The organism is Kitasatospora sp. NPDC087314 (assembly GCF_044744365.1).
In the GTDB taxonomy this organism is placed as follows: Bacteria; Actinomycetota; Actinomycetes; order Streptomycetales; family Streptomycetaceae; genus Kitasatospora.
This window is the reverse complement of sequence record NZ_JBIUYE010000008.1, coordinates 118,643-145,099: the sequence shown is the minus strand read 5'-3', so window position 1 is coordinate 145,099 and position 26,457 is coordinate 118,643. Positions and strand designations below refer to the sequence as shown.

The window sequence follows — 26,457 nt, the reverse complement described above, 5'->3', positions numbered from 1 at the left end:
GCGCTAAACCCCCGGGCCCGCGACCGGCCCGGTCCAATCCACATCCCTCACCCTCACCTGTTGGAGGACTCCTTGGAGAGCATGGACGCTGTCTCCGTCCAACCCCGCGCGAACGGCAGGACGAAGCCGACACCCGGCCGGCCCGATGTGCTGGCCAAGGCGCACCTGGTCGACGCCGCGAAGCCCGGCATGGAGGGCCTGGCGCTGTGGCTGGCCAAGGCACACCTGGACATCACCGGCAGCATCGACCCCGCAGACCTCGACGGCGCCGCGGCCGCCCGGCTGCGCGAGGCCGGGGTGAGCGTGCTGGCCGGCTTCGACGCCCGCAACGTCCGGGACGACAGGACCTGTGCGGTGTGGCCGGGGGCGGTGGCTGCACCTCACCCCGAACTCGACCGAGCCCAGGAGCTGCGACTGCCGGTGCTCGCCCGCGAGCACGCGCTCGCCTCGGCGACCGCGGGGTTCAGCGGTCAGCTGGTGGCCGTCGGCGGCAGCCACGGCACCGCGACGGCGGCGGCGGTGCTCGCCGCCGCGTTGGACGACGGGCACACCGGCTGGATCCTCAACGCTCCCTCCCGGAACGGCGCGCCGGGGCACGGCGGCGACCGGCGGCTGGTGGTGGACCTGTGTCCGGACGCCACCACCTACGAGGCCGCTCCCCTCAGGCCCTGGAGCCACCGCCCCGGCACCGCGACCCCGTACCGGCGTCCCCACCCCTCGGTGACGCTGATCACCAGCGCCTCCAGGAACGAGCCGCACTTCGAGGACATCATCGAGGCGCTCAACGAAGCCACCTGCCTCGCCCGATCGTCCGCCGCGGTGGTGCTGCCGCTGTGGGACAAGGGCGCCAAGATCGTGCACGAGCGGATCTCGGACCGGCCGTCGCTCACGGGCGGGCCCGGCCCCACCGTGGTGACTGTCGGCCTCGCCGAGGGTGCCGACGTGTGGGTCCTCACCCCCCGGTGGCTCGGCGGCGAACACCTTCTCACCCTCCACTACCAGGACGTGCAGCACCAGTTCACCGTCCCGGTCATCGGCCGCCACCATGCCCTGGCGGCCTGCGCCGCCCTCGCCACCGCTCTCGTCGCCGGCGAGGATCCGCAGGCCATCGCGGAGCGCGTCGGCGCCTTCCGCGGGGTGCAGCGCTCGCTCGCCGTGCTCGGCACGCAGTGCGGCATCACCGTCGTGGATTCCCGCGCCCGGCATGCCCGCGAGATCGCCCAGGACGTCACGGCCGCCCGGATGCTCACCGAGGGGTCCGTGCTCGTGGCCCTGGAGCCGGACGGCCTCGCCCGCACCAGCGCCCACGCCGACGAACTCGGCGCCGCCCTCGGCGATGCCGACCACGTGCTTCTCCTGCCGGTCAGCACACCGCTGACCGAACACGACGGGCCCGACCCGCTGGACGCCGTCGAGCGGGCCGCCGTTCGAGTCCTCGGAACCGGTGCGGTCCACCGCGTCCGATCAGGTCCGTGCGAGCCCGGCCCCGAGCAGCGACTCGCCGAGATGACCGCCGAGGGCGACCTCGTCCTGGTCGTCGGGACCGGCCAGGCCCAGCAGCTCGGGCCCCGACTTCTCGACCACCTCCCCCCCACCGTTGCCCCAGGCGCCGGACGCCCGTGAACCGCCCTTCGACCACCGGAGACGCCACCATGGCCACCGCCCTTCCCGCCCACGCCCTGACCGAGCAGCAGGTCCGTCTGCTCGGCCACATCGCCGCCGAGTCCACCGTCCGCACGATCGTGGCCGACCCCGAACTCCCGTGGGAAAGAAGCGAGATCGACCACGCCATCCAGGATCTGATCGCGGCCACCGGCACCTGCACCGCGTCCCAGCTCGCCGCGTGGGGCACCGCGCGCCGCATCATCACCGCCACCTCGGAGCCCTGCGCCGCGCTCACCACCCCGATCTGCCTCCCCCCTCGCCTGTACCGGGTCCTCGTGGGCTGGGTCGGCGGGCGCACCACCCTGGAACTCACGGTCGACTTCGACGTCACGGCCGCTACGCTGCGCGGCTACGGCCGGGACCTGCGTGCCTGGCTGGGCGTGCGCACCCAGATTCAGGCGAGCATCGCCGCCGTGCTGTCCGGTCTGGTCTATCTCAGCGACATCGACCCCACGTGGCCCGCCGAGCCGCTCCGCCACGCCGCACCCCGCGGCCGGGCGGCGTGAGCCCCCGCAACACCGGCGGCAGAGCAGCGATCGGAGCCGTTTGCTTCCTCCTCGGAGTTCAGGTCGGGGCCGCCGTCCTCTACCTCGTTCAGCACCGAGCCGACGTCTCCCAGCCGCTCTACCTGGCGATCTTCTCCCTCACCGCCTTCAGCACCCTGGCCGTCGCAGACCGCCTGCTCACCTCGCGTTCTACGCCGAAGTGCCGGACCGGCTCCTCCCAGCAGGACCCGCCTCGGCCGGCCGACTGAACACCCGCTACACCGCACCACCCCATGGCGGCCGTTTCGGGCCAGGGCCGCACCCCGACAACACCAGACAGAAGATGAGCACCTTACGACCTGCCGACGGAATCTCGGCCCGCGACCTGGACCGACACCTGATCACCCGCGAAGGCCTCCTCGTCGACGCCAGCGCCCTCATCCAACTGCCCGCCTCCCGTCTGTCCGGCGCCGACCCGGTCATCCTGGCCGCAGGTGCCCCCGGGCCAGCCACCGTCCCTGCCCCGCTGCTGCGGCTGCTGATGCGCGCCGGGTCCATGGCCATCCCGTGCGCGCTGATCGCCGAGCGCCTCGGCCGCCACGTGACCGCCATGCTCGCCTCCCAGCGCGTCACCAACGTGTGGACGACCTCCGTGTCCGCGGCAGAGCACCGCGAGCAGGGAGCCAACCCGTACGTGGCCGCGGCGCGCGCCCTCGGGCTTTCGGCTGAGAGCTGCTTGGCCGTCGCGACCGATCCGACGCTGCGCGAGGCCCGGGCCAGCAGGGTGCGCCGCGTGCTGGTCAGCCACACCGGATCCCTCCGTGTAGCCGCCAAGAACACCGACGGACTCAGTCGGCACGAGCACGACGTCGCTCTGCAGCTCGCCCTCGGCCACACCTACGACGGCGTCGCCGAGCAGCTAGGCTGCTCCACCGGCAGCGCCTCCAACGCGATGTCGAAGGTGATGCGCCGCCGAGGCTTCGGCGACCGCACCCGCGCCATCGCCGACCTCATCCTCTCAAAGCTGCTCGACACCGCCGAGCTTCGCGCGGCGCTGCCCGATCAGCTCCCGGAACTCGCCCCGCGCGACCACCAGGTGCTCACCCTGCTCGCCACCCACGATGTGCACACCGTCGCACGGATGACCGGCATCAACCCGAGCAACGTCGGCGGTGTCATCACCGGGGCCACCAACGCAGTCGGAGCCAAGACCCGTACCCACGCCGTCGTCATGGTTCTCCTGCTCGGCTTCCCCAGCCCGGTGGCTGCCTCCGGCGGTGCCCGATGAACCTGGTCGAGTACCCGCAGCACTTCAGCCCCAACGGCAGCCCGACGCTGTACCTGGACTGTTCGGGCGCCGGCCGCCCGGGCTGGCAGCGCGACGCCGTCGCCCTGCTGGACGCGGCCGGCTTCACCGGCACCGTCCTCAACCCCCGGCCCCTCTTCGGGACAAGAGCGCCGTTGGGCTGGCAGGAGCACAACCTGCGACGCGTCAGCGCCGTCCTCCTCTGGTGCCCGCGCAGTGCCCAGCACGTCCGCGACGTCCAACAGCGGTTCCTTCGCCTCTCGCGCACCGCTCTGGTCGTCGGCTGCGACCACACAGAGCGCGAGCAGCGGTTCGTCCACGCAGAACTCCAGGGCACGATGCCCCGGTTGGCCGTCGCCGCCGACCTCGCCGCCGCCGTACGGGCGGCCCTCGACCACCTCGGCGCACCGGCCGCGACCCAGGCCTGAACTCCCCTTCGACCCACCCCGTCAGGAACACCATGCCCACCGCCGCCCTGCCCCGCCGTTCCCGGTTCCTCATCGAGGACCACGGCCTGATCGGCAGCACCGCCACCGGCGCCCTCGTCCGCAACGACGGCACCGTCACCTGGGCGTGCCTGCCCAGGTTCGACTCCTCCGCCGTGTTCGCCGCCCTGCTCGGCACCGAGGAGCACGGCTTCTGGCGCCTCGGCCCCACCACCGACGGCGAGCCCGCGGCGGCCGACCGGCGCTGCTACCGCGAGGGCACCATGTCGCTGGAACACGACTGGGACACTCCCACCGGCAGCGTGAGGGTCACCGACTTCATGCCGCTGGGCACCAGGACGTCCCAGATCATCCGCAGCGTCGAGGGCCTGAGCGGCACCGTGACGATGACCTCGAAGTTCCGGGCCCGCCCCGGCTACGGCGCCCACGCCCCCCTGTACACCCGCACTTCGCGAGGCGCCACCGCGCGCCTGTGCGCCACCGTCCACCCCGACTCCTACTGGCTCGACGGCCCCCACCACGTCCTCACCCGCGCCGGTGCGCGCTGCGACTTCACCATCACCGCCGGCGAGCGCATCGCCTTCACCCTCACCTGGTCTCCCTCCTCCCACCCGGCCCCCGACCTGCGCAGCCCCCGCTCGGCGCGCACCCGTACGGAGGTGGCCTTGCACGAGTGGGCGTCCCGCTGCGCATACCAGGGCCCCTACCGGGAGGCGGTCGTCCGCTCCGCCCTCGTCCTCAAGTCCCTGTGCCACCCGGGCGGCGGGATCGTCGCCGCCCCCACCACCTCCCTGCCGGAGCAGATCGGCGGCGAACGCAACTGGGACTACCGGTACGTGTGGCTGCGGGATTCCGCCCTGACCGTCACAACCCTCGCCCGCCTCGGCCACACCGAGGAAGCCGACGCCTGGCGCGACTGGCTGCTCGCCGTCCTGGGCACCGACGTCCCGAACCTCCAGGTCCTGTACGGCCTGCACGGCGAACACCACCTGCCCGAACGCGAGTTGGAGCACCTTCCCGGCTACGAGGACTCCCGGCCCGTGCGGGTCGGCAACGGCGCAGCCGGCCAGCTCCAGCTCGACGTCGCCGGCGAGGTCGCCGATGCCCTGCTCGCCGCCGAGAACGCCGGGCTGCCCGACTCCCTCGACGCCGACGCGATGCTGCGCGCGCTCGCCCGCTGGACCGAACACCACTGGACCGAGCGGGACGAGGGCATCTGGGAGGTCCGCGGCCCGCGCCGGCACTTCGTCCACTCCAAGGTGATGGCCTGGGTCGCCGTCGACCGCACCCTCACCCTGCTGCGCCGGCGGCCGGCCACCACGGCCGCCGAACTCGCCCACTGGGAGCGGCTGCGCGACCGGATTCACGCGGACGTCTGTGAGCGGGGCTACGACCCGGAGCGCAACACCTTCACCCAGTACTACGGCGGCAAGGAGCTGGATGCCTCCCTCCTGCTGATCCCCCAGGTCGGCTTCCTGCCACCGGACGACAAGCGCGTCATCGGCACCATCGAGGCGATCCAGCGCGAACTGTCCACCGAGGACGGCTTCGTCCTGCGCTACCCGACCCACGACGAGTCCGGCAACAACGTCGACGGCCTCTCCGGCCACGAGGGCGCCTTCCTGGCCTGCTCCTTCTGGCTCGCCGACGACCTCGCCATGATCGGCCGCGTCCAGGAGGCCCGCGAACTGTTCGACCGCCTGCTGGCGCTGCGCAACGACGTCGGCCTGCTCGCCGAGGAGTGGGACCCCCGCCTCAAGCGCCAGGTCGGCAACTTCCCCCAGGCCTTCAGCCACGTCCCGCTGATCGACACCGCCCTGCGGCTGGCCGCCTGCGGCGACGCGCACCTGCCGGCCCAGCGCGCTCAGCCCGCCGGAGCGCCCCCCGAGCGGGAGCAGGGCACGCTCACGATCGCGGGCGTGCGGCAGGAATGCCGCTGATGACCGTCCCCGTCCTGTCCGTGTCCAACAGCATCACCGACACGTCGACGCTGGCCCGCTTCATCCAACCTGCCTAGAAAGGAACGGAGTTCACCGTGCATAGCACCCCGCGCACAGCCCTGGTGAGCGGCTCCACCGTCCGGATCGGCGAACTCGCCGGCCACGGCCGCCCCAGCGAGGACCGGGTGGTCACCACCTCCGACACCGTGATCGTCCTGGACGGCGTCTCCACCGTCACCGGCGACCGGCCCCTCGGCGCCTGGTACGCCGACACCCTCGGCGCGGCCATCGCCGAACTCCTCTCCCTGGAGCCGGGCATGGACCTGCGCCAGGTGCTCGCCGAAGCCATCGGGACGGTGGCCGGCGGCCACGGCCTCCTCGCGGGTTCCTCGCCGGCGTCCACCGTGGCGGTCGTGCGGCGGCGGGCGGACCGGATCGAGGCGGCCGTCCTGGGCGACAGCCCCGTTGTCGCCATCGGCCGCGACGGCACGGTGCACACGGTGCGCGACGACCGCCTCGCCCGGCTCGTCGACGCCCAGCCCGAGGCGCAGGAGTACCGCGATCTCCTGCGCGCCGGGCACGGCTTCGGCGACCGGCACCGCCTGATCCTCCAGGAGCTGCGCGACTTCCAGAGCGGCGTGGTCAACCGCCCCGGCGGGTACTGGATCGCCGAGGCCGTGCCCGAGGCGGGCCTCCACGCGGTCACCGCCTCGTGGCCGGCCGACGACCTGGCCGAGGTCGTGATCGCCACCGACGGCATCACCGCCGGCGTCGAGGAGTACGGGCTGTACTCGTGGCCGGAACTCGCCCGCGCGTGCCGGGAAGACGGGCCGCAGGCGGTCGCCGACGCCGTCGCCCGCGCCGAGCACGAGGACCCCGCCGGACAACGGTGGCCCCGCTACAAGGCCGCGGACGACAAGGCCCTGGTCTGGTGGCCGCTCACCGACGGTGAGGAGCCTGGCGTTGAGCGGGCCGGAGGGCAGGAGGCCGGCGTGGTTGCGGGCACCGCCGAGCTGGTCACCTTCGCGAACCTCAACGCCTACAAGCTGCATCCCCGCGACGTCGGCACCGACGGGTGGAAGGCCCGGGTCACCGCGATCCGCGAGGTCGCCCCCGACGTCCTGTGTCTGCAGGAGGTCCTGGTCGACGAGGACGCGCCCGAGGACGCCGACGAGCACGGGACCGTCGACGAGGCGAAGCGGCACCGCCGCTGGGACGCGCAGGCCGCCGCCGTCATCGAGCGCCTGGCCCGCGAGTGCGGACTCACCGCCACCACCGTGCGCTCCGACGGCAGCACCGGGCCGGTCGCGATGGCCCGCAACGCCCACCGCCCTTGGTTCACCGCGGTGCTGTGGCGCCCGGCGACGGTCACCCCGGTACCCGGAGGGTTCCGGCCGTACGGGTCGCCCGACTACTGGCACGGCTGCACCACGATCCAGCTCGACATCGGCGCACAGGCCCCGCTGCTCGTCGTCAGCTACCACGGCGACCCGTTCCGCCCCGACTTCCGCGCGGACGAGGCCCTCCGGCTCAAGGGCGGCTTCCGCCGCACCGGCGGCGCCAAGCCCGGCCTGGTCCTCGGCGACTTCAACTCGATCTCCGCCGCCACCGTCGGCGGCGTGCAGCAGTTCTACGACGCCGAGCCCTATAGCGGCCAGGACCACGACGACCTCGAATACCAGTGCGTCGAGACGGTCGGCGACACCACCGTCGCCGACCGCCGGCCCACCGCCATGCTGCTGCGCCGCGGCTTCATGGTCGACGCCGCCGCTCACCTCGGCGCGCCGTGGGAGCCGACGGTGGGGCACTGGGAGGACGGCCAGGGCGACCCGGACCCGTGGGGGCCGCGCCGGATCGATCTCGCCCTGGCGACCAGGCCCGTGGCCCCGGCGCTGGTCGGCTACCGCACCCACCGAAGCCCCGCCGCCCGGGCCGCCTCCGACCACCTGCCGATCGTGTGCGTCATCGACCCGTCCAAGATCGTTCCCTGACCGGAGAACATGTGAAGAACTTCTTCGGCCCGAAGCGGATCTGGTCGACCAGCCCCTACCCGCACTTCCTGATCCTGCTCGACCGGTACCCGCAGTACGTCGAGTACGCGCGTCAGCACGTCGGCCTCCTCGGCCGCTTCGAGCACCTGGCGGCGGTGCCGGCCCAGTGGCTGCACATCACCGTGCAGGGCGTGCACCACCCGGCCGGCCCTGAGCAGGTGAAGCGGCTGGAGGAGGAGGCCCGCGCGGAACTCGCCGACGTGGTGCCGTTCGAGGTCCAGCTCGGTCCGACGTGGCCGGGCGTCACCGCGGTCACCGTCGCCCCGTATCCGGAGGAGCCGATGGCCGCGCTCAACCGGAAGGTGCGGGCGGCGGCCGACCGGGTGAAGGGCATCGAACTGCGCCCGGAGGAGAAGAGGTTCTGGCCGCACACCGCAATCGCCTACGCCAAGGCTGACGCCGGCCAAGCGGATGACTACCTCCTGAACCGGGCCTTGCGGCAGCTGCGACCCGAGCGGGTCACCATCACCGTCGATACCGTGCACCTGGTGATGCAGATCCAGGACCCGGACGCGGGCTTCTACCGTTGGGAGCCGGTGGCCGAACTTCCGCTCCACGGCAGCGTGTGAGCGCTACCGGTGCCCCGCGAAGCCGCGTGGGGCACCGGTAGCGTGCCGGGAAGCGAGCAACGGCACGGAGGGAGTCTGCGTGGCCGTGGACGGCGACGGCGAGGCCGGCTGCGGGCCTGGGACGCTTGTGTGGAACTCACGACCCGCCCGCCGCTGGCGCCCGTGCGGCCGACGGCCGGGCCCCCGGGGGGCCAGCTCGTCCGCGATGCCAGTGCCCTCGACACGGCGCTGGCCGCCATCCCGGTTGCGTGCGTGTCCGGTGAGCGTGATCCTGGCGGGCGGCTTGGCCACGGGCCTGCCGACGCACTACGGTCCGATCATGCCCCAGCGTCAGCTTCCCGATCTGGCCGCCAGCCTGCGAGCGGACCATCTGCGCTTCCTACGGTCGCCGGACAGCCGGTCGCTGTACAGCTTCTTCGAGTCCGAGGGCCACCCGCCCCTGTGCCCGGCCGCGTGGACGGCGCTGCCACGCCCCCAGAGGGTCGAACGGGTCCTCGCGGCCGAGGACCGCCGCGTCGCCGCAGGGTGCACGTTCGTCCTCGACACCCCCGTGGTGGACGCCGTCAGGGCCGTGGCCGCGGACCGGACCGTACCGCTGGTGTTCACCGAGGACGTCCTGCCCGCCCCGTCCGGCATGCTCGTCACCGCGGCACCGCTGCACGACCTCGGCCAGTACTCGGTCGTGGCCGCCTCCTGGGGCCCGGCCATGGAGGGCTTCGGCCCCGGGGTGCACCTGACCTGGTGGACCGACGGCCGCGCCGTCAACGAGGGCAAAATGCCCCTCATGCGGGACTTCGAGCTGCACCTTCCCTTCCCGCCCATCGTGGACTCCCGCCTGATCCAGGCCGACCTGCCGGACGGCCTCTCCTACTCCGCCGGGCCCCTGCGCGCTGTCGTCGCCGCCTGGTACGCGCTCACCGACCCCGGCACCGAGATCACCGAACAGCGGCCCTCGCCCGTCATCGGACGCGAGCTGGCCGCGCAGAAGGCCAGACGGCGCGCCGTCCGCGTGGCCACCACGACCTCCGCCGACGCCACCCGCCAGGCAGTCCTCGACCGGTCCGCCGCCCAGCACGCCCGGCTCCTCGACACCCACGGCCCGCAGATCGGCGGCATCGACCCGTCTGCCACCCCGCCCGGACCCTCCCACGGCCCGTTCCCCGCCGAACTCGACCACCAGCTCCCCCCGGACCAGCGGCGCACCGCCCAGCTCTACCGCGAAGCCGCCGACCGGTGGACCCGGCGGGAGACGGAGATCTTCCAGCAGTACCCCGGGGTCCTGGAGCAGCTGGAGGAGCTGCGGGTGCGCGGCCACGGGGCCTGGGAGCCGTGGTGCTGGATGCCCGTCAGCGAGGTCGCCCGCTGGCTCGTCCAGCAGTGGAGCGCCCCCGCGGAGCAAGCACTCTGGGACGCTGTGCGGATCGCGGCCGTCGGTGCCTGGCGCAGCGGCGGGCGGCACGCCCTGGTGCACGGCGGCACGGGCTACTGCCAGGAGCCCGACGAGGGGGTGCCCGCGCGGGCGCTTCGCGGCCTGCCGCTTCCCGGGGTCGGCGTGGTGGTCGAGGACGGCCCGCAGATCCGGCTGTTCCTCGCCTACCTCGACCAGCCCGCCGGTCAGGACGGCGGTGAGCTGGTCCTCCTCGACGACGGGGGCGAGCGGGGCCGCGGCTTCCGGGACCTCACCAAGACCAGCCTTCTCCTTGCCGACGGTCTGTGCCTCACCGACGCGGTGAGGGCCACCAGCCGGTACTACGACGAGGCGGAGCAGACAGAGGGCGGAATGCCTCCGCAGCCGCAGCCGGACGACGCCGCGTTCGTCCAGCAGGCCGCGTTCATGGGGTGGTTCACGGGCCTGCTGTCCGCCGCGAGTGTTCCCGGCGCCGCGTACGACGCGGGCGCCGCCGCCGGCCGCAGGCCCACCGCGACGTGGCCTCCCGCACCCGGCCTGCTGCCCGAGCTGGTGCTGTGGCAGATGCGCCGCGGCGAGGAGGCGTAGCCCGGCAGGCCGGCGGTTAGGTGCTCGCAGGGCGACCGCGTGCCCGTCTTCCGCCCGGTCCTCACCGGGACGTCGGCGAGCGCGGCGCCGCTCCCCCCCCGGCCCGGCACCGGCGGTCGGCCGCGGTCGGCCGCTTACGGCAGGAGCTGCTCCAGGGGCCATCCGTCGCGCAGCAGCGGGTAGGCGGTCGCGGGATCTTCCAGGACGCCGTGGCCATCGGCACCGGGGCGAAGTGCGGGGTCGGTGAACAGGACGCCGAAGTAGGCGCTGCCTCCAGCGCCGGACCAGGACCAGGTCGGGTCAACGACCACCCCCTCGGCGGTCGTGCACCAGCCGTGTGCGAACGGGATTCCGGCGCGCACGGAGACCGCCCAGCCCTCCGTGTAGACCAGGGACGGGTGCGCCAGCTCGGTACGCCGCGCGTTGGCGTAGCAGTGCCGTTCCGGCATGGGGCCGACTCCGGGCGGAAGCGCCGCAGGAGTACACCACTGGCCATGGGCGAGCAGGAAGTCGTACACCGACCGGTATGCCCAGTCGACGGTGCCCCAGCGGTCGAAGGACCGTTCCAGTTCGGCCTGCTGCCGTATGAGGCCGATCAGCATCCGTTCGGCCGGGGTGAGCGCCATGATTGGCAGGTTGCCGCTCGCCTTCCCTTCGGGGCTCGCCCTCGACGCGGGCCGCGACGAGACTCCGGGCTGCCGTCCTGCAGTACCGCGTGGTGGCCCGCAGCCCGGACGACGGGGTGACGGTGTCGCGCCCGCCGGTCCCGTGCGTGCCCGCCACACTGCTAGACGCCGAGCACGCCCTCGCCGCCCCGACCATCGTGTCGGCCACCGGGCGACGTCGGCCGCCGATCGCGGGCGAAGTCCGTGACGGCCGCTCCCTGTCGGCCCTAGGCTGGGTAGGTGACCTGGACGTTCCCCACGAGCCGCATCAGCCACGACGGCGCCGGCACCGTGGCGCTGGAGACCTGCCACCGCGTCAGCGACTACACCGCCGTCGCCAGGCGGCGCGGCCAGGTGTTCTGGACCAGCAGCCAGCTGCCCGACGGCGCGACCGCGCTGGACGTCCACTGCCCCGAGTGCGCGGCGGACCGCGGTCTGACCGTCTCCGGCACCTGGGGTGCCCCGGCCGAGCTGACCTGCCTGTGCGGACACTCCTGGACGCCCCGGCTACCGGGGCTGCTGCCCGAGCAGCTGCTGCGGCAGTTGATCCGCCTGGCGGCCGACGGGCCGATCAAGGCGATCCGCTACCACCTGATCAAGGTCGACGCGGCCGACACCCACCCGACCCCGCTGCACGATGCCGTCCGCCCCCTCGTCGCCGACGCCGGACGTGAACTCCACCGCAGGGCGTGGATCTTCAGCGACGACGAGACCCGCGTCGCCTCCGACCTGCTGACGCAGGCCGGCCTCCGGGCGTACTGGAGCCCCGAGGCCCTGGAGGCCCTGGCCCGGCAGACGCGCACGGAGGAGGAGCAGCTCGCCAGGGTCGTCGACATGTACCGGGCGCTGGCCGAGCGCAGCAGGTGGACGGGCAATCGCCTGGGACGCTTCCTGGCACAGGCCACGGCCGTGCTGAAGCCGATCAAGGTGTTGACCATGGACGGCCTGGAGCCCGGCCCGACGTGGTCGGGCGTGTCGCCGGTCCTGGAAGACGCCCGCAGCGCACTGGGCGCGGTCCACGTGATCCTCGCCGCGGGCGCCACCGGCGATGTCGACTACTGACCGCCCGGCCTCCCGCTGGCGCGGGCCCGCCGCCGAGGCCGTACGGCTAGGGTGGGGACGGTGACGTGGAGAATCGTGACCAGGCGCCTCGGGTATGACGGCGCCGGCATCCTGCACGTCGTCATCCGCCACCACGTGCCGCACGGGACACCCTTCGACCTCCCGCGGCCGTCCCCGGAGACGGTCAAGCGCTTCCCGGCCGTGTGCTGCCCGGAGTGCCGCCGCGACGGCGACCTCACCGCGGCCGGGCGCTGGGGCGAGCCCGCGCAGCTGATCTGTCCGTGCGGATACTCCTGGACGCCGCACCTGCCGCGGCTGACCCCGCAGGCGCTGCTGCGCGAGGTCGTGCGGCAGGCCCTGGGAGCCGGTGGCCTCACCTACCGGGAAGCCCGCACCGATCCCGACGCCGCCGCGGCGACGCCGCGTCAGGAGGCTGTCCGTGCCCCGCTCACCACGGCCGCGCGGGCCCTCAACCGCGGGACGTGGGTCTTCGACGGCTACGAGCGCGCCGTCGCGACCGACCTGCTCACCAGACTCCGCCCCGACGGCACGGAGACGGAAGCGGCGAGCAGCGACGGCCGGCTTCGCACGCTCCACCGCCGCCTCGACGCCCTCGCCGAGTACGCCGCCATGGCCACCGGTCCCCTCGGCGAACTCCTGGAAGCCTGCAGCACCGCCCTGCTTCCGGCCCGCGGGCTGACGGCCGACGACCTCGAACCCGGCCCGGACGATCCCCCGGCGCTGTCGGACGCCGACCTCGCGCTCGGCGCCCTGGCCACGGTGCTGCGCGCCGGATCCACGGGCGAAGTCGACTACTGACCGCCCGCTTCCCCGGGCCCGGGGTCCCCGGACCTGCGGCGCCACCATGGGGCCTGCCAGTCGATCAGCCTGGCGGAGGCGATCCTGGCGGTGCTGTCCGTGCCGTCCGGCGCGACCACCTGCACGGCACCGGTGCGCGGCAGTACCGCGTCCGGCCTGTGGCGCCCGCGCACCCGGCCGGGAGCGGGGTCGGTGAGGTCGAACCGGCGCAGCGCCGCCCACACGGTCCACTCCCGCAGGGCGATCCCCGCCCAGACGGCCTGGTCCTCCTCGGTGTCCAGTTCGACCAGCAGCGGCGACCAGGACCGGTCCGGCCGGCGGGATCCCCGTTCCAGCAGCACCGCGCACCGGCGGGGCGAGACGATGCCGACGACGTCCTCGATCAGCAGGTCGTGGAGAAGCCGCCCGAGAACGAGCTCGACCGCATCGTCCTCCAGTCCCGGCAGGGCAGCCAGGAGCAGGCCGTACCCCGTGCCTGCGTGGAGAAGGTCGCAGGCCCCGGGGCCGGTCGCGTACACACCGGTGTCGATGACGGTGTCGTCGCGGGTGTACGGCGAATCGCTGGACTCGCGGTACAGCGACAGGCTGACGCGCGGCGGGGCGGAAGGCCCTCGGTCGTCCACCACGGCCCTCGCCCACGCTCCGGCTCTGTCGCCGAGCACGGCGCTGCCTGCCATCGCCGCCCCCAGTCCGCGGTCGGGACGCTCCCTCAGCATCTCCGCCAGCGCATGCCGGCGCGCACCGACCGCCGACGACGATCCAGAGGCCACGGCCTCACGGTGGCAAGCGAGCACCCGCCCCACCTGCCGGGCCGCCGCGCTCCCGTCTCCGACGGACGCCGCCACCTCCTCCAGCGGGGCCGTCACCAACGGCGCGCCGAACCCGAGCGGCGTTCTCGGGAAGCGATGCAAAGCCTCCGCGAGCAGTCGTACCGCCTCCTCGCGGCCCGGGACGCCACCGATCCGCTGCTCCGCCCAGGCCGTCAGGCACTCCGCCCACTCCCGGCACTGGCCAAGCCCGTCATCGGCGGCCAGCTGCCCGAACACCGCGTCCGGTTGCACGTCGGTCCTGTTCCTCTCCAGCCGGCCCAGCCTCACCGCTCAGTTCGAACAGCGCGCCCAGAACGCCGTCTCCTCGGACGGGGCCTCCGGCGCGCGTTCACGCAGGCTACCTCGCGGCCGACTCCGCTGCTGCGGATCGATTCCCGTGGCCGCCGGTCACGGTCACGGGTCGGGAAGCGCGTTACGCCGGCCGCCCGTCGCTCGCTTCCATGATGCAATGGAGAAGCCAACTCCCGTCACCATCAACGGTTTTCACCGTGACGGCTACTGCGTGTTACCCGGCGTCCTGACCACCGGGCTGATCCGGCGCTGGCGCTCGCTGCTCAGCAGGCACATCGCCCTCACCCCGCCCGCACCCGACCGCACCGGTCCCTACTTCCTGTGGCCGACGCTGGCCCAGGACGCCGAGCTGCGCGACCTCTACCAGATCAGCGGGATCACCGACGCCGTCCAGCCGGTCCTGCGTGCCGGGCTCGGCCTTCCGGCACCCGAAGTCGCGCAGCTAGCCTTCACCTTGCCGCCGCACCCCCACCACCCCGGCGCCCCGCACATCGACGGCCTTACCCCCACCGAGGACGACGGCGAGGACTTCACCAGGGATGGCGGGCGATGATCAACCTCCTGCAGAACACCGGCTGAGCGGAGGCCAACACCGCGCCTACATCTTCAGGATCAGCGTCTCGGCGTCCGCCAGGCCCGCAGCGCTGCCCTCCGCAGCGTCGCGCACCGCCGTCAGCCTCTCCATCCACTGGATCCGCTGGTCGGCCGGGAGCGGGTCCTCGTCCAGGTGGATCCGCAGGTCGATCGCGTCCTTGAAACCGTCCATGAGTACGCCGGCGGCGGCAGCAGCACGCCGGTAGCCGCCTTCGACCAGTTCGATCCGCGCGGCCATCTCCTGGCGCAGGACGGCGAGCAGGTCCCGGGGCTCCGGCGGCGCCTGCCCGGTCGCGGTGGTCGACGTGGTGTCGGCGCTGTTGTCGGAGGCCGTGGTGCCCTCGGCCGCGGTGTTCGCGTCGTTCCCCGGGTTCGTGCTCTGGGCGAGGTCCGGCGGGAACATGTCGTCGAACCACGCCTTGTCCGCGACGAGGCCGGTGGGCGCGCCGTCGATGCCCGGGACGAGGATCATGCCGGGAACGATCGGGCTTCGCTGGTCCTCTCCTACCTCACGCTCGCCGTAGCAGATCGGCTTGCCCCCGTCGGGGGCCTGCGGCGCCAGGACGGAGTCGGGGTGCCCCAGGACTGAGCGCGCGAAGGCGAGCAGAAGGGCGCGGCTGATGTTCTCCGCCCCTGCCCTGTAGGCCATGGTGAGCGCTGCGACGGCGTTGGCCGGAGTGCGGCGCACGCCCTTGCGCCCGGCTCCGGCCTCGCTGCCCTGGCCGGGCGTGACGAGGGGCTGGGGAGCGTGGATCAGCGCGGGCACCATGCGCCGGACCAGTGCGGCCCAGGCCGTCGGTTCGCCGGCCTCGGCCCGCAGGAACAGCTCCTTGAGCGGCCTGGGGTCCTGGTTGGAGCCCTCCTTGGCGTCCGTCACCGTGAACAGGCCGAGCGCCGACAAGATGTTGGCCCGGTGGAGGAACAGCTGCGCGACGGCCGCCGACCACAGCCGCGTACGGGTGTCTGCGTTCGGGGCCCTCGTCTGGCTCCACGCCGGCTCCTGCAGGCTCGCCCGGACGATCGGCCAGAACGCCCCGGTGTCGCGAACCTGCCGCTTCCCGTTGCCGGGCTGGGCCGGGGGGACGTCCGGGAAGACCAGGGTGGTGATGGCCCGGACGGCGATGTCCCGCAGGGTGACCGGCGAGACCTTCTCGTCTGCGGGCAGGAGGGCGGCCAGGGGGTCGAGGGGGCCGTTCGCCGTCAGGGCGTTGCGGACGCCGTCCAGGTCGAGGAGGTCCGCGCCCTGGGCCTCGGGGAACGTCTCGCCGAGCAGCTCGGCGAGCTGGTCGTCCCTGGCGTAGGCGTCGACGAGGGTCGCGAACAGGGCGACCAGCCGGGCTTCGTCGTCGTAGGGCTGGACCCCGCGGAGGTGGTCGTTGACGTTCAGGCCGCGCAGCACGTGTTCCAGCGCGGCCGGCTTGCTGCAGCCGACGACGATCTCCATCGGCACCGTGGCGATCTTCGCAGCCCGCCGGGCCGCGTGCTCCGGCTCCGTCTCCTCGTTGGCGTCGGCCTCGTTGAGGCGGTGCGAGACCCGGTTGAGGACCTCCCGCTGGTTCAGGAGCAGCACGCTGGGGTCGTGCGTGTCCGACGGCAGCGCCACGAGGGTCCGCGGCATGCCGGTGACGATGTGTTCGGGGCGCAGGCCGAAGACGTCGAGGCGGGCCAGGGCGCGGTTGTTGGCGGTCACGGCGACCATCCGCCACAGTTCGGACAGGGTTCCGTCCGTGTTCCTGATGCGCCACTGCTGCAGGACGCTCATCCCGCGCGAGAGCTGGCCGGCGGCGACCAGGGACTCGGCGAGGTCGTATCCGCGGCCTTTGCCGAAGCGCCGCAGGTGCTCGGCGGCGTAGCGCTGGATGTGGACGGCCTGCTCGTAGGTCTGCTCGGCGAGGGTGAGCGCGGCCATCGGCTCGCCGTTCTCCTCTGCCGCCCGCACCACGGGGCGCGGACGGCGGTTGCCGAGCGAGGTGAGAAGCGCGGCCCGGGCACTCTCGGCTTCACGCGCCCGCCGGGCGGCGTCCGCCAGCTTGGTCTCCGCGGCGGCGAGGGCGGCGGCGTAGTGGGGGTCGTCGCTCGGAGCGCGGCGGCGGGTCTCGCGCTCCTTGTCGGCCGCCTTCCTGGTCTTCTCGGCGGCGTCGAGCGCGGCCTCGGCGGCGATCAGGTCGGCGACGCGCTTGGTGGCCTCGGGGCTGGGCGGGGACCAGGTGCCGACGGTACGGTCGTTGAGGTCCCATGGGGCCACCGCGGCGCCATGGACATCGCAGATGAGCAGGAGGACACGGTCGTTGCCCGACTCCACCACCCGCGACGCCGTGGGGTTGAGGATCTTCTTGCCCCGCGTGGTGCGGACGAGCTTCTTGATCTCGGTGTCTCCGAGGGCAGTTGCGAGGCCCTCCGTGATCGCGGCACGAGGCGGAGGTACCAGGCCCTCCTCGTCGCAGGTGTTCTCGACGGCGTCGGCCAGGTGCTCGGCCCACAACTGGGTGCCGATGTACGAGTAGATGCCGGTAGGTCGCTTGGCGGCCACGAGGTCCGCCCTTCTCCCGGTCGAGCCGGGGCAGTAGGGCACGCCTCCGTCCAGGGGCGCGACACGCGCCCGAGGACTCGACCTCGCGCCAGCGGGAGATCTGCTCCAGGAAACGGAAGGCATCCTGCGCGACCCGCTACGTACGATTCAGCTGCCGACGCCCGCAGAGGGATCACACCGAACAACACCCACAGGCCGGGCGTCTGGGATCTCGCATCTGGTTTCCCGCTCCGCCGACGGCGGCATGAGGCAGACGGCGGTGATGAACCACCGACGTGCGGCACCGACTGTGCCAGCGCCCCGGGGCGGCCTGCGCACCTCAGCCGGAGTATTCACTCGATCAGGTGAAATCCATCCCAAAAGGCCACCACGGCAAACGAGTTGCCACCGTGAGTATCGAAGCGGCGCTGCGACCCGGGGCGTTTCCCCGGGCCGGACTCCGAGATGTTCACGGCTGCGGCAACCCGTGTGCCTGGCCCGGCACTCACCTGGGAGCCGCCGCCTGGCTTCGCGAGCACGGGGTCGACACCTGCGGCACAGGGGCGCCGCCAACCGACGACGGCATGCCGACCGAGGTCAGCGCCCACTTCCCGAGCGTGATCCCGCTGTCGCCGGCCAGGCTGCGGATCTGCCGATCGGACCAGTACAGGAACCTGCCAACGTCATCCTTGCGAGCCACCGGAACTTCTCCTTGTGCCGCCCGAGAGACCCCGGGAGCGCAGCGTGCGAACGGGATCGGCGATTTGAGCCGAGCTGCGTGCCTCCGTGCTCCCGGAGTGCTATCAGGGGGTGGCCGGGGCTCCGTCCCCCTTCCGCGGCCCAGTATCCGGGGCCGGCCGTCCGCCTCAAGGGCGCTGCGCGTGGCTGCGCCACCGGCCTGCGGCCGGCCCTTGACCCGGCCGGCCTCTTTGCCCCGGACCCCAGGCAGCTATCAGGGGGACGGGGGAGGTGTGTATGGGCTGCTCAAGTGCACCGTCGTACCTTCCGCGCCGCACGAAAACGATCATGGATCCCTTGCGCCCGACGGGCCCGGGAGCGCCCGGCTCTATTGACCTATAACCCTCTTTGAGGTATTATTGTTCTTGTTGGGAGGGGATGGCACCCCCGCCCAACAGGCAGAGACCAGGCACCTGTTGGAGGATTTGTGACCACCGTACTTGCCCCCGCTGAGCTGCTGAACGACGAGGCTTGCTCGCCGGAGCTGACCGAGCTGACGGCCGTAGCCGAGGTCGGGCCTGCCGACCTGGTGGAGACCCCGGCGAAGGTCCTTCTCGAAGGCATCAACCCGTCTGAACTGATCTTCACGCGCAACGTCCGTAAGGCCGAGCTGACGCCGGACTTCGTCGACTCGATCGCGGAGCACGGCCTGTTCCAGCCGATCATCGCGACGCCCTACGAGGCCGGGATCGCGATCATCCTGGGCAACCGGCGCGCCAAGGGCTCGATCGAGGCGGGCCGGACCGTCGACGTCATCGTGCGCAACGACCTGAGCGCCGAAGAGGCGCGGATCATCGCGCAGCTCATCGAGAACATGCACCGAGAGGACATGCGCGAGAGCGAGATCGCCGACGCCTACGCGCAGCTGTCCATCGAACTCGGCCTCGACGCCGACCAGATCGCCGCCCGCGTCGCCCAGGACCCGAAGAAGGTCCGGGCCTCGATCGCGCTCGCCGCGATGCCGAAGACCGCGCGGCAAGCCGTGGACCAGGGCGAACTCACGCTGGAGGACGCAGAGAAGCTGGCCGAGTTCGAGAGCGACCCGAAGGCGTACAAGCGGCTGCTCGACACGATCGAGCGAGGCGGAAAGCTCGAATGGGCCCTCAGGAACGAGCGGCGCAAGACAGTGAAGGCCGTGCTCCGGAAGGAGACCGCGCTGGCCCTGGAGACGGCCGGTGTCCGGATGGTCGGCGAGCCGTCCGGGTTCAGCTGGAACGGGTCGAAGGAGGTCGGCCTTGACCGACTCGCCGACGCGGACGGAGTGGTCCTGACCCCGGAGAGCCACAAGAGCTGCCCCGGCAACGCGGCGTTCTTCAACGAGTCCGTCACCGACGACCTCAAGGCGACGTTCCTGTGCCGCGACCCTCACCAGTACGGCCACCACGTGACCGGGCACTACTCCTTCCACAGCCCGGACGAGAAGGCCGCCAAGGAGGCAGCGCAGCAGGCTGATCGGGAGCGCAGGGAAGCACTGGCCATCTCCGAGGAGGTCCGGCACGAGTTCATCCAGGAGCTCTGCCGCTCCAAGAAGGTGCCGAAGGGGCTGACCAAGCGGGTGCTCGGGATGCTGTACACGCTGGGGTCGGACGAGACGAGCCCCGAGGCGCTGGAGTTCCTCAAGGCGCCGGGAGACGACGACCGTAGCGCGCGGTACGGCCGATTCGTCGGACGGATGGCAGAAGCCCGGCTGCCGCTGGTGCTGCTCGCCAGCGTCGCGGTCAGGGCGGAGCGCGAGGTGCGCAGCGCGATCGGCGGGTGGGGGAAGAAGTGGGCCGCTGTTGCCTGGTTTGAGCTTCTGGCCGACTACGGCTATGAGCTGAACGAATCTGAGGTCGAGCTGGTCGACGGACTTCGGGTGCAGATCGCCGAGGCCGAGGCGAGGGCGGCGGCCGAAGCCGAGGAGCTGGACGAGGAGGACGAGGAGCTGGACGAGGAGGACGAGGAGCTGGACGAGGAGGACGAGGAGCTGGACGAGGAGGACGAGGAGCTGGACGAGGAGCAGGAAGACGCGCTGGACAGGTACCTGGCGATCGTGAAGGACGACGAGTCCGACGACCCGGACGACGAGGGCGCGGGGGAGCAGAGCGAGGAAACCGACTGGGAAGCCCGCTACCCGGAGATCAACGAGCCGATCGCGGCCTGACCGCAGGGAGGGTGATGCCCTCCCCACCACGCCGGGGGTGTCCGATGGCACCGGACACCCCCGGCCCCGCAGACCACACCCCCAGGCCGGAGGCCCGCATGCACCTGTACCTCGCCACCACCGACGACCCGCCGCTCACCGCCCGGACAGATCTCGCCGTACACCTCGCTGGCCGCCACGAGACGCACGCCGTGCTGCTCGCCCGGACGATCCTGATGACCATGCCCTCCGCCCGCATCCGTCTGGCCCACCCGCAGCCCGCCTACGAGGCGTACGCCGCGTGGTCGGGCGCCGCCGACCAGGCCGCCGAACTGTTCGCGCGGGTGCGGTCCGGCGTCGTCCCGGAGCCCGAGGGCCAGATATCCGGGCACCTGCGCCTTGACGCCCCGGTTCGCCCGCCGATCGTGGAGACGCTGCCCGCGAAGATCAGCCCCACCCGCGCGCCGCAGCTGCGCGTCAGCCTCGGCGGCCTGCTGACGATCGTCACCGACATGGACGCCTTCACCAGCCAGCTCAACCTCTGGACCAACGCCTACCGGCACGCCGCGCGCCGCTGGGACAACCTGCCCGACATCGAGGAGCTGGCCGCCGGGAAGGTCCCGGCCTTCGAGGACACCGAGGCCCCCGCGCTCACCCGGGCGGCGGCATGACCAGCACCCGGCCGACCGGCCCGCAGTACGTCACCCTGGTCACCGAAGGCGGCTACCGGATGCACGCCACCGTCACCCTGGACTGGGAGCTTGGAGCCGCCCTGTACCGCGTCGCAGAGCTGTGCGGCACCATCACGGTGGCGTGGGATTCGAGCGACTACGACCGGAACTGCTGCGACAGGGACGCCATGGAGGTGACGTTCGGCAGGCCGTCGCCGAGCCCCTTCCACCAGCGCTTCGAGGACGCCCCGACCGTGTACGGCGTCCTGCTCGCCGGGCGAGCGAACTTCCACGCCGCGCGGATGAAGCCGACGAGTCCGTGGTGGCTGTCCGTCCGCAGGGCGCAGGGCACCAGCGACGACGCCGAGGCTCCGGACGGCACCCGCCGCAGGACCGCCGCCATCGTCCACACGATCACCCAGCACATGCTCACCCGCCCCTGGGCGGCTGAACTGCGCCGGGCCCACGACCACCGGCACGCCCCCGCCCGCTACCGCCAGCACCAGCAGGCCATCCGAGAACTGGAGGAAGAGGCAGCCCAACTCCAGGAGAAGCTGAACCGGGAGCGGGAACGGGCAGCAGCGCAGGCCGCCATGATCGAGGCCGTCACTGGCGGGGCGCGCGTGACGGCGCTGCCCGCGCCGGTGGCGAAGGCCCAGCCGCTCGCCGCCTGATCCGGCCGCCGGTCCGGCGGCCGGCACCGAGGGGGAGGGGGCATCGAGCCCCCTCCCCCTCGCACGCGCCCGCCGGTCGGGGCGGGCCACCTGCCGCGCCCGCCCCGACCGGCCGCCCGGAGCACCAGCGCGCCGGTCAACACCGGGCACGTACGCTGAGGAGAACCACCCGCGCCCGCCCCGCGCGAAGACGAGGAGCACCACCATGCACGACCCCGCCACCCCGGAGAGCCGCCGCCGCGGGCTCTCCTCCGCCCTGGGCTCCGTCCGGGCCGAGGGGCTCACCCCCACGACGGGCTACGCCGCCGACGCGGAGGAGTACGCCGCCGGACGGATCTCCGCCGACGAGCTGGTGGCCCGCGCCGAGGCCCGCCACCGCGCCCCGGGCACCGAGCAGCCGGCCCCCTGATGGCCGACCCGTACGCCGACCCGGACAGCGGCGTCCTGCGCAACAAGCTCGGCATCACCGACCCCCAGGCCCTCGCCGCCGCCGAAGCCGACATCACCGCCGCCCGCCTCACCCGCCTGGCCGAGAAGCCGATCCCCGGCGCCTACGACCTGGCGCACCTGCAGGCGTTCCACCGGGAGGTCTTCGGCAGCATCTACCCGTGGGCCGGCCAGACCCGCAGTATCGAGATCGCCAAGGACAGCACGCGGTTCTGCCTCGTCCGCATGATCCCCGACTTCGCGAACGACACCTTCGGCCGCCTCGCCCGCCACCAGAACCACCTCCGCGGCCTCGACCGCGACAACTTCCTCACCGGCCTGGCCGACCTGTACGGCGACGTGAACGCGCTGCACCCCTTCCGGGAGGGCAACGGGCGGACGCAGAGGGCCTTCCTAGGACAGCTCGCGGCCGAGGCCGGACACCCGATCGACTGGACCCGGCTCGACCCCGACCGCAACACGCTCGCGTCCATCGCCAGCTTCAACGGCAACAACGGCCCGTTGCGCTCGATGCTCTCGGAGCTCACCGTCGACCAGCCGGCACCACGGGCCCGTGCAGCCACCGCGACCGGCGCGGTCGTCAGGGCAACCCCGGCGCCGACACCGGCACCGGTGATCCAGCCCCCGCCGCCGGTTCGACCGGCCAACCAGCCGACCATCCGGCGCTGACCCCGGAAACGATGGCGGCCGGCGGACACCCCCGCGAAGCGGGTTGGCACGGTCCACCGGCCAGAGACCACAGCACCCCCGCGAACGCGGTGGAGCATGCGGACCTCCAGGGTAGAGCACTGGCCGACGCGCCCAGGTGCTCGACCGCGAACCGGCCGGACCGGTCTCCGGCTGTCGCCGCTGGCCGCCTGCGGCGGCGGTAGCGGTCGCGCCTTCGGCGCGGCGCCCTTTTCTGGTCCGGGTGCCCCGCTGCGCGGTTCCCCCGGCCCCCCTTCGCGGCCCAGTATCCGGAGCCGGCCGCCCGCCTCAAGGGCGCTCCCTTCGGTCGCGTGGCACGCCACCGGCCTGCGGCCGGCCCTTGACCCGGACGGCCTCTTTGCCCCGGACCCCAGGCAGCTGTCGGGGGGACGGGGGAGGTGCGCCCGTGAATCTGACGTCCAGTCAGCCGCCTGACCGGCGCGTGCGTCCATGCCCCAGAGCTTGACGAGAAACCCTTTATGAGGTAATATTGTTCTTGTTGGGAGGGGAGGGCACCCCCGACCAACAGACAGAGACCACGGCACAACCGGAGGCCGGACGTGAGCCCGCGCTACATCGCCTACTTCACCATCCCGTTCTCCGGCAGCGGCAACCCCGAGCCCGTCGCGTCGATCCGCCAGGCGGCGGACCAGCTGCGGACCCGGGCCCGCGACCCCCGAACGGGCTGCACCGAGCAGTCGTTCGCCGACCTCTACCTCATCACCGACGAGCAGATGCTTGCGGAGGCGGAGGAGATGGCCGGGGTGGGAGTGCCGTTCGGTGACGGTCCGGACCTCCGGATCACCCTGGGCCCGCGCGGCGGCGCCCGCATCGAACGCTAAGAGGAGCAGGAACCATGGCAGGCGAAACCAAGATCACCATTGTCGGAAACCTCGCGGACAACCCGACGCTCAAGTACAGCGACAGCGGAGCCGCCCGGGTCGTCTTCACCGTCATCTCCAACGAACGGGTGTGGGACAGCTCCACCCGTAGCTACCGCGACGGCGACTCGATCTCGATGCCGTGCGTCGCCTGGCGGCAGTATGCGGAGAACATCGCGGCGAGTCTGGCCAAGGGGACGCGCGTCGTCGTGACCGGTGTCCTCAAGCAGCGCACCCACCAGCCGGCCGACGGACCCCGCCAGGTCTACACCGAGCTCCAGATTGACGAGGTCGGCGCGTGCATGCGCTTCGCCACCGTCGAGGTCACCAAGGCGGGAAGCCGCCCCGCCCGGCATGCAGCGGTCCCCGCCCAGGCTGCTCCCGGCGCGTTCGACGCGACCTGGCCGCCGGTCCAGGCCCCGCCTGCCCCGACCACCCCGCCCGCCGTCGGCTCCTGGCCGACTCCGGCCATGGCCAGCTGATCACCCCGTGGCCGGGCGGACTCCTCCGCCCGGCCCAGCCCACCCCGCCCACGAAGGGACAGCTTGAGCACCGCCATGCCCGCCGCAGAACCCACCAGCGGCACCCCCGCCGCACCAGTCCGCCAGGCGCCCGCGAAGACACCGGCCACCGTGGCTGCCGTCGTCGCCTACACCCGTCGCCACGGCTGGAACGCCGAGGCGGCGTGGTCCCCGGCCGACGACACCAACACCGGCGATGGATGGGTGGTGACAGCATCGGCCGACACCGCGCGCGGGCGCGGCGAGTTCCGGCTGGTCTGGCGCTATCGAGGTAACGGCCTGCGCTACGAACGCCACTTCTCCGACGGGCGAAGCCCGAGCAAGTACAGCCACGGCCCGACCCTTTCGTTCGTGCGCTGGGCCATGCGGAACAACCCGATCCCCTCGGCGGCGGAGGGCGACGATCCGCCGGTCTGGCGCTGGCGCGAGCCGGACGCCCTACCGCCCACGGTCGAGGACCTGACGGAGGCCATGCTGGCACCGGTGAGGCGCAGCGCCGAGCAGTCGTGGCTACCCCAGACCGTCTACGCGTCACGGTGGATCGGATGCGACTTCCTTGGCCAGGACTGCCTCCTCATCAGCGCGGCCATGCCGCGCGACGGCTACCAGCCCGAGGACGTCCACCCCGACAGCCCCATGCCGTTGCTGACCCTCCTTCCCTCCTTCTACTACGGCACCGTCCCCATGGGAAGGTGAGCCGTCCACGCCGAACGACCCTGGTCCGACACCCCGCTCCACCAGCCGAACACCGCTGACGAAAGGCCCCACCATGCCCACCGCCCCGCCCGCGGGCGAGCTGACCCGCACCATCAACACCATCCAACGCGGCATGTTCGCCGCCGTCCTGGTGGTCGTCGTCGCCGCCGCCGTCTGCGCCCTGCGGGACCAACTCCTCATCACCTACCCGCTGCTCGCGGTCGTGGCCGGTCTGCTCTGGCTCCAGTCCGTCGTGGTGCTCCGCCTGCCCCGGGCCATCAACCAGGCCGCCGAGCAGCACGGCGGGCCGCCCCTGCTGCCCGGCACCGCCCCCCGAAGCTGATCCAACCCGGCCGGTCGGGCCACCCGGCCCCGGCCGGCCACCCGGAGAACTCTTGATCACCACCTACACGTCCACCCGTCTGCTGCTCCGTTACGAGGTCGAGCACGCAGAGACCGGCCTCACCTACTACACCGTCCGCGCGCCCCACGTCACCGGCACCATCACGCTGCACCCCCACGCCGCCCCCGGGGCAGCCGACAACCCCGACGCCTACACCCTGCTGCGATTCGTCTCCGGCCGCTACGACCCCGACGAGGGCCCCAGCAGCTACACCGACCGACTCACCGTCTACAACTCCTGGATCTACGACGGCATCACGATCCCCGAGCCCGGCACATCCACCGACCGCGACCCGTGGGACCGACTCCACCGCAGCACCTACGAACTGGCCACCGAGAAGACCCGCGCCCGAGCCAAAGAGGTCGGACAAAAGATCATCAACGAGTACCGGCTGGACCGCGACCGCCACGTGCAGCACAGCCGCTACCTCCGGTCGGCGGCCGACCGCCAACTGGCACGGGCCACCTGCGAAGCTGACGAACTCCGCCCGGCGGTCGACCGGCTAGGCGTGCTGGAGACCCAGATCGACCGCTGGACCCGGCTCCGCCGCCCCGGGACGAGCACCACCGCGACCGTCGAGGTCGAAGGCCACCTGGCCGACTGGATCGACGCCCGGCTGTCCGGCCGCCAGCCGCTCACCCCCGCCGACAGCGAGGTCTACCGCTCCTGGGCCGCCGCCCGCCGACTCGGCGACCGCGCGGCGATCTTCCAGCCCCGCCGCATGATGCTGCACACCGCCGCCGCCCTCGCCAGCTTCGCCCGCATCCTCACCGAGGCCAACCTGGAGTCACCGAGCACGGCCGCCCGCGCCGACGCCCGTTGCCGCCTCCGCCGCATCGCCGAACTCCACCCCGCCCTCGCCCCGATGGTTCCCCGCCGGGAAGACGAGGAAGCACCCCGCTAGCCCAGGCGGGGCACCGCCGCCGGCCCCCGGTCGCGGTGCCCCGTCCCGGGGGTGGTCGCGCCTGCGGCGCGGCGGTGTTGTTGGGCGGCTGTCGCCGCCGGCCGCCTGCGGCGGCGGGTGCGGTCGCGCCTTCGGCGCGGCGTTCTTTTTTGCCGGGCGCTCCGCTGCGCGGTTCCCCCGGCCCCCCTTCGCGGCCCAGTATCCGGAGCCGGCCGCCCGCCTCAAGGGCGCTCCCTTCGGTCGCGTGGCACGCCACCGGCCTGCGGCCGGCCCTTGACCCGGACGGCCTCTTTGCCCCGGACCCCAGGCAGCTGTCGGGGGGACGGGGGAGGTGCGCCCGTGAATCTGACGGCCAGTCAGCCGCCTGACCGGCCCGCTGGACTGCGCCTTCGCGCTTGACGAGAAACCCTCTACGAGGTAGTATTGTCCTTGTTGGGAGGGGAGGGCAACCCCGACCGACACCCACGAAGCGCGAACCGAGAGGC

The 26,457-nt window shown here is 72.7% G+C and carries 25 protein-coding genes; 22 read left to right on the top strand and 3 right to left on the bottom strand.

The window, feature by feature from the left end; translation table 11 throughout:
* The first annotated feature begins 81 nt into the window (after positions 1–81).
* The 9 genes from ACIO5E_RS19175 (at position 82) to ACIO5E_RS19135 (ending at position 10,458) form a co-directional block, all read left to right on the top strand.
* Positions 82–1,623, top strand: coding sequence for a Mur ligase domain-containing protein (locus tag ACIO5E_RS19175; RefSeq protein ID WP_400669089.1), 1,542 nt, complete (start codon positions 82–84; stop codon positions 1,621–1,623).
* A 29-nt stretch (positions 1,624–1,652) separates the two neighbouring features.
* Positions 1,653–2,171: a hypothetical protein gene (locus tag ACIO5E_RS19170; protein ID WP_400669088.1), complete on the top strand. Its 519-nt coding sequence runs from the start codon at positions 1,653–1,655 to the stop codon at positions 2,169–2,171.
* Positions 2,168–2,419 carry a hypothetical protein gene (locus ACIO5E_RS19165; protein WP_400669085.1) on the top strand — a complete coding sequence of 84 codons (252 nt, stop codon included), beginning with the start codon at positions 2,168–2,170 and terminating at the stop codon, positions 2,417–2,419. Before ACIO5E_RS19170 ends, ACIO5E_RS19165 begins: the two co-directional genes overlap by 4 nt.
* Positions 2,420–2,493: 74 nt before the next feature.
* Positions 2,494–3,438, top strand: a complete 945-nt coding sequence (locus ACIO5E_RS19160) for a hypothetical protein (protein ID WP_400669083.1) — start codon at positions 2,494–2,496, stop codon at positions 3,436–3,438.
* On the top strand, positions 3,435–3,884 hold the full coding sequence (locus ACIO5E_RS19155; protein ID WP_400669081.1) for a hypothetical protein: 450 nt from the start codon (positions 3,435–3,437) through the stop codon (positions 3,882–3,884). Before ACIO5E_RS19160 ends, ACIO5E_RS19155 begins: the two co-directional genes overlap by 4 nt.
* A 32-nt stretch (positions 3,885–3,916) precedes the next feature.
* On the top strand, positions 3,917–5,842 hold the full coding sequence (locus ACIO5E_RS19150) for a glycoside hydrolase family 15 protein (RefSeq protein ID WP_400669078.1): 1,926 nt from the start codon (positions 3,917–3,919) through the stop codon (positions 5,840–5,842).
* A gap of 95 nt (positions 5,843–5,937) precedes the next feature.
* Positions 5,938–7,833: an endonuclease/exonuclease/phosphatase family protein gene (locus tag ACIO5E_RS19145; RefSeq protein WP_400669076.1), complete on the top strand. Its 1,896-nt coding sequence runs from the start codon at positions 5,938–5,940 to the stop codon at positions 7,831–7,833.
* Between the two features lie 11 nt (positions 7,834–7,844).
* Positions 7,845–8,462 (top strand): 2'-5' RNA ligase family protein, encoded by a 618-nt coding sequence (locus ACIO5E_RS19140; protein WP_400669074.1) that lies wholly within the window; start codon positions 7,845–7,847, stop codon positions 8,460–8,462.
* A gap of 319 nt (positions 8,463–8,781) precedes the next feature.
* Entirely contained in the window at positions 8,782–10,458 is a 1,677-nt protein-coding gene (locus ACIO5E_RS19135; RefSeq protein WP_400669072.1) for a hypothetical protein, read from the top strand.
* Between the two features lie 134 nt (positions 10,459–10,592).
* On the opposite strand, the gene ACIO5E_RS19130 is transcribed toward ACIO5E_RS19135, so the two are convergent.
* Entirely contained in the window at positions 10,593–11,084 is a 492-nt protein-coding gene (locus ACIO5E_RS19130) for a hypothetical protein (RefSeq protein WP_400669069.1), read from the bottom strand.
* Between the two features lie 279 nt (positions 11,085–11,363).
* Here ACIO5E_RS19130 and ACIO5E_RS19125 point away from each other — a divergent pair, with 279 nt between their 5' ends.
* Both ACIO5E_RS19125 and ACIO5E_RS19120 read left to right on the top strand, forming a co-directional pair.
* Positions 11,364–12,185 carry a hypothetical protein gene (locus ACIO5E_RS19125; RefSeq protein ID WP_400669066.1) on the top strand — a complete coding sequence of 274 codons (822 nt, stop codon included), beginning with the start codon at positions 11,364–11,366 and terminating at the stop codon, positions 12,183–12,185.
* Between the two features lie 75 nt (positions 12,186–12,260).
* Positions 12,261–13,004: a hypothetical protein gene (locus ACIO5E_RS19120; protein WP_400669063.1), complete on the top strand. Its 744-nt coding sequence runs from the start codon at positions 12,261–12,263 to the stop codon at positions 13,002–13,004.
* On the opposite strand, the gene ACIO5E_RS19115 is transcribed toward ACIO5E_RS19120, so the two are convergent.
* On the bottom strand, positions 12,998–14,065 hold the full coding sequence (locus ACIO5E_RS19115; RefSeq protein ID WP_400669060.1) for a hypothetical protein: 1,068 nt from the start codon (positions 14,063–14,065) through the stop codon (positions 12,998–13,000). The two genes, ACIO5E_RS19120 and ACIO5E_RS19115, sit on opposite strands and share 7 nt — an antisense overlap.
* Before the next feature lie 217 nt (positions 14,066–14,282).
* On the opposite strand from ACIO5E_RS19115, the gene ACIO5E_RS19110 reads away from it, so the two are divergent.
* Positions 14,283–14,678: a hypothetical protein gene (locus ACIO5E_RS19110; RefSeq protein ID WP_400669057.1), complete on the top strand. Its 396-nt coding sequence runs from the start codon at positions 14,283–14,285 to the stop codon at positions 14,676–14,678.
* Positions 14,679–14,723: 45 nt separating this feature from the next.
* Here ACIO5E_RS19110 and ACIO5E_RS19105 read toward each other — a convergent pair whose 3' ends face one another.
* A complete protein-coding gene (locus ACIO5E_RS19105) occupies positions 14,724–17,249 on the bottom strand; it encodes a hypothetical protein (protein ID WP_400669054.1) in 2,526 nt (841 codons plus the stop codon).
* 1,144 nt (positions 17,250–18,393) lie between these two features.
* On the opposite strand from ACIO5E_RS19105, the gene ACIO5E_RS19100 reads away from it, so the two are divergent.
* The 10 genes from ACIO5E_RS19100 (at position 18,394) to ACIO5E_RS19055 (ending at position 25,972) form a co-directional block, all read left to right on the top strand.
* Positions 18,394–20,109 carry a ParB/RepB/Spo0J family partition protein gene (locus ACIO5E_RS19100; protein ID WP_400669052.1) on the top strand — a complete coding sequence of 572 codons (1,716 nt, stop codon included), beginning with the start codon at positions 18,394–18,396 and terminating at the stop codon, positions 20,107–20,109.
* Positions 20,110–20,207: 98 nt separating this feature from the next.
* On the top strand, positions 20,208–20,759 hold the full coding sequence (locus ACIO5E_RS19095; protein WP_400669049.1) for a hypothetical protein: 552 nt from the start codon (positions 20,208–20,210) through the stop codon (positions 20,757–20,759).
* A complete protein-coding gene (locus ACIO5E_RS19090; RefSeq protein ID WP_400669047.1) occupies positions 20,756–21,433 on the top strand; it encodes a hypothetical protein in 678 nt (225 codons plus the stop codon). Before ACIO5E_RS19095 ends, ACIO5E_RS19090 begins: the two co-directional genes overlap by 4 nt.
* A 205-nt stretch (positions 21,434–21,638) precedes the next feature.
* On the top strand, positions 21,639–21,842 hold the full coding sequence (locus ACIO5E_RS19085; protein WP_400669045.1) for an antitoxin VbhA family protein: 204 nt from the start codon (positions 21,639–21,641) through the stop codon (positions 21,840–21,842).
* Entirely contained in the window at positions 21,842–22,549 is a 708-nt protein-coding gene (locus ACIO5E_RS19080) for a Fic/DOC family protein (RefSeq protein ID WP_400669042.1), read from the top strand. The genes ACIO5E_RS19085 and ACIO5E_RS19080 overlap by 1 nt, the downstream gene beginning before the upstream one ends.
* A 578-nt stretch (positions 22,550–23,127) precedes the next feature.
* On the top strand, positions 23,128–23,409 hold the full coding sequence (locus ACIO5E_RS19075; protein ID WP_400669040.1) for a hypothetical protein: 282 nt from the start codon (positions 23,128–23,130) through the stop codon (positions 23,407–23,409).
* A gap of 14 nt (positions 23,410–23,423) precedes the next feature.
* A complete protein-coding gene (gene ssb / locus ACIO5E_RS19070) occupies positions 23,424–23,930 on the top strand; it encodes a single-stranded DNA-binding protein (protein WP_400669038.1) in 507 nt (168 codons plus the stop codon).
* Positions 23,931–23,993: 63 nt separating this feature from the next.
* Positions 23,994–24,665: a hypothetical protein gene (locus tag ACIO5E_RS19065; RefSeq protein ID WP_400669036.1), complete on the top strand. Its 672-nt coding sequence runs from the start codon at positions 23,994–23,996 to the stop codon at positions 24,663–24,665.
* A 73-nt stretch (positions 24,666–24,738) separates the two neighbouring features.
* Complete coding sequence (locus ACIO5E_RS19060) at positions 24,739–25,008, top strand: hypothetical protein (protein ID WP_400669034.1); 270 nt, start codon at positions 24,739–24,741, stop codon at positions 25,006–25,008.
* A gap of 52 nt (positions 25,009–25,060) precedes the next feature.
* The gene (locus ACIO5E_RS19055; RefSeq protein WP_400669031.1) at positions 25,061–25,972 is read left to right on the top strand and encodes a hypothetical protein; all 912 of its coding nucleotides are present in this window, start codon (positions 25,061–25,063) and stop codon (positions 25,970–25,972) included.
* Positions 25,973–26,457 lie beyond the last annotated feature (485 nt).

Coding starts and splice junctions, on each gene's coding strand:
- ACIO5E_RS19175 (WP_400669089.1), top strand. CDS start 82: ATGGACGCTGTCTCCGTCCAACCCCGCGCGAACGGCAGGACGAAGCCG.
- ACIO5E_RS19170 (WP_400669088.1), top strand. CDS start 1,653: ATGGCCACCGCCCTTCCCGCCCACGCCCTGACCGAGCAGCAGGTCCGT.
- ACIO5E_RS19160 (WP_400669083.1), top strand. CDS start 2,494: ATGAGCACCTTACGACCTGCCGACGGAATCTCGGCCCGCGACCTGGAC.
- ACIO5E_RS19155 (WP_400669081.1), top strand. CDS start 3,435: ATGAACCTGGTCGAGTACCCGCAGCACTTCAGCCCCAACGGCAGCCCG.
- ACIO5E_RS19150 (WP_400669078.1), top strand. CDS start 3,917: ATGCCCACCGCCGCCCTGCCCCGCCGTTCCCGGTTCCTCATCGAGGAC.
- ACIO5E_RS19135 (WP_400669072.1), top strand. CDS start 8,782: ATGCCCCAGCGTCAGCTTCCCGATCTGGCCGCCAGCCTGCGAGCGGAC.
- ACIO5E_RS19130 (WP_400669069.1), bottom strand. CDS start 11,084: ATGGCGCTCACCCCGGCCGAACGGATGCTGATCGGCCTCATACGGCAG.
- ACIO5E_RS19110 (WP_400669057.1), top strand. CDS start 14,283: ATGGAGAAGCCAACTCCCGTCACCATCAACGGTTTTCACCGTGACGGC.
- ACIO5E_RS19095 (WP_400669049.1), top strand. CDS start 20,208: ATGCACCTGTACCTCGCCACCACCGACGACCCGCCGCTCACCGCCCGG.
- ACIO5E_RS19090 (WP_400669047.1), top strand. CDS start 20,756: ATGACCAGCACCCGGCCGACCGGCCCGCAGTACGTCACCCTGGTCACC.
- ACIO5E_RS19085 (WP_400669045.1), top strand. CDS start 21,639: ATGCACGACCCCGCCACCCCGGAGAGCCGCCGCCGCGGGCTCTCCTCC.
- ACIO5E_RS19080 (WP_400669042.1), top strand. CDS start 21,842: ATGGCCGACCCGTACGCCGACCCGGACAGCGGCGTCCTGCGCAACAAG.
- ssb (WP_400669038.1), top strand. CDS start 23,424: ATGGCAGGCGAAACCAAGATCACCATTGTCGGAAACCTCGCGGACAAC.
- ACIO5E_RS19060 (WP_400669034.1), top strand. CDS start 24,739: ATGCCCACCGCCCCGCCCGCGGGCGAGCTGACCCGCACCATCAACACC.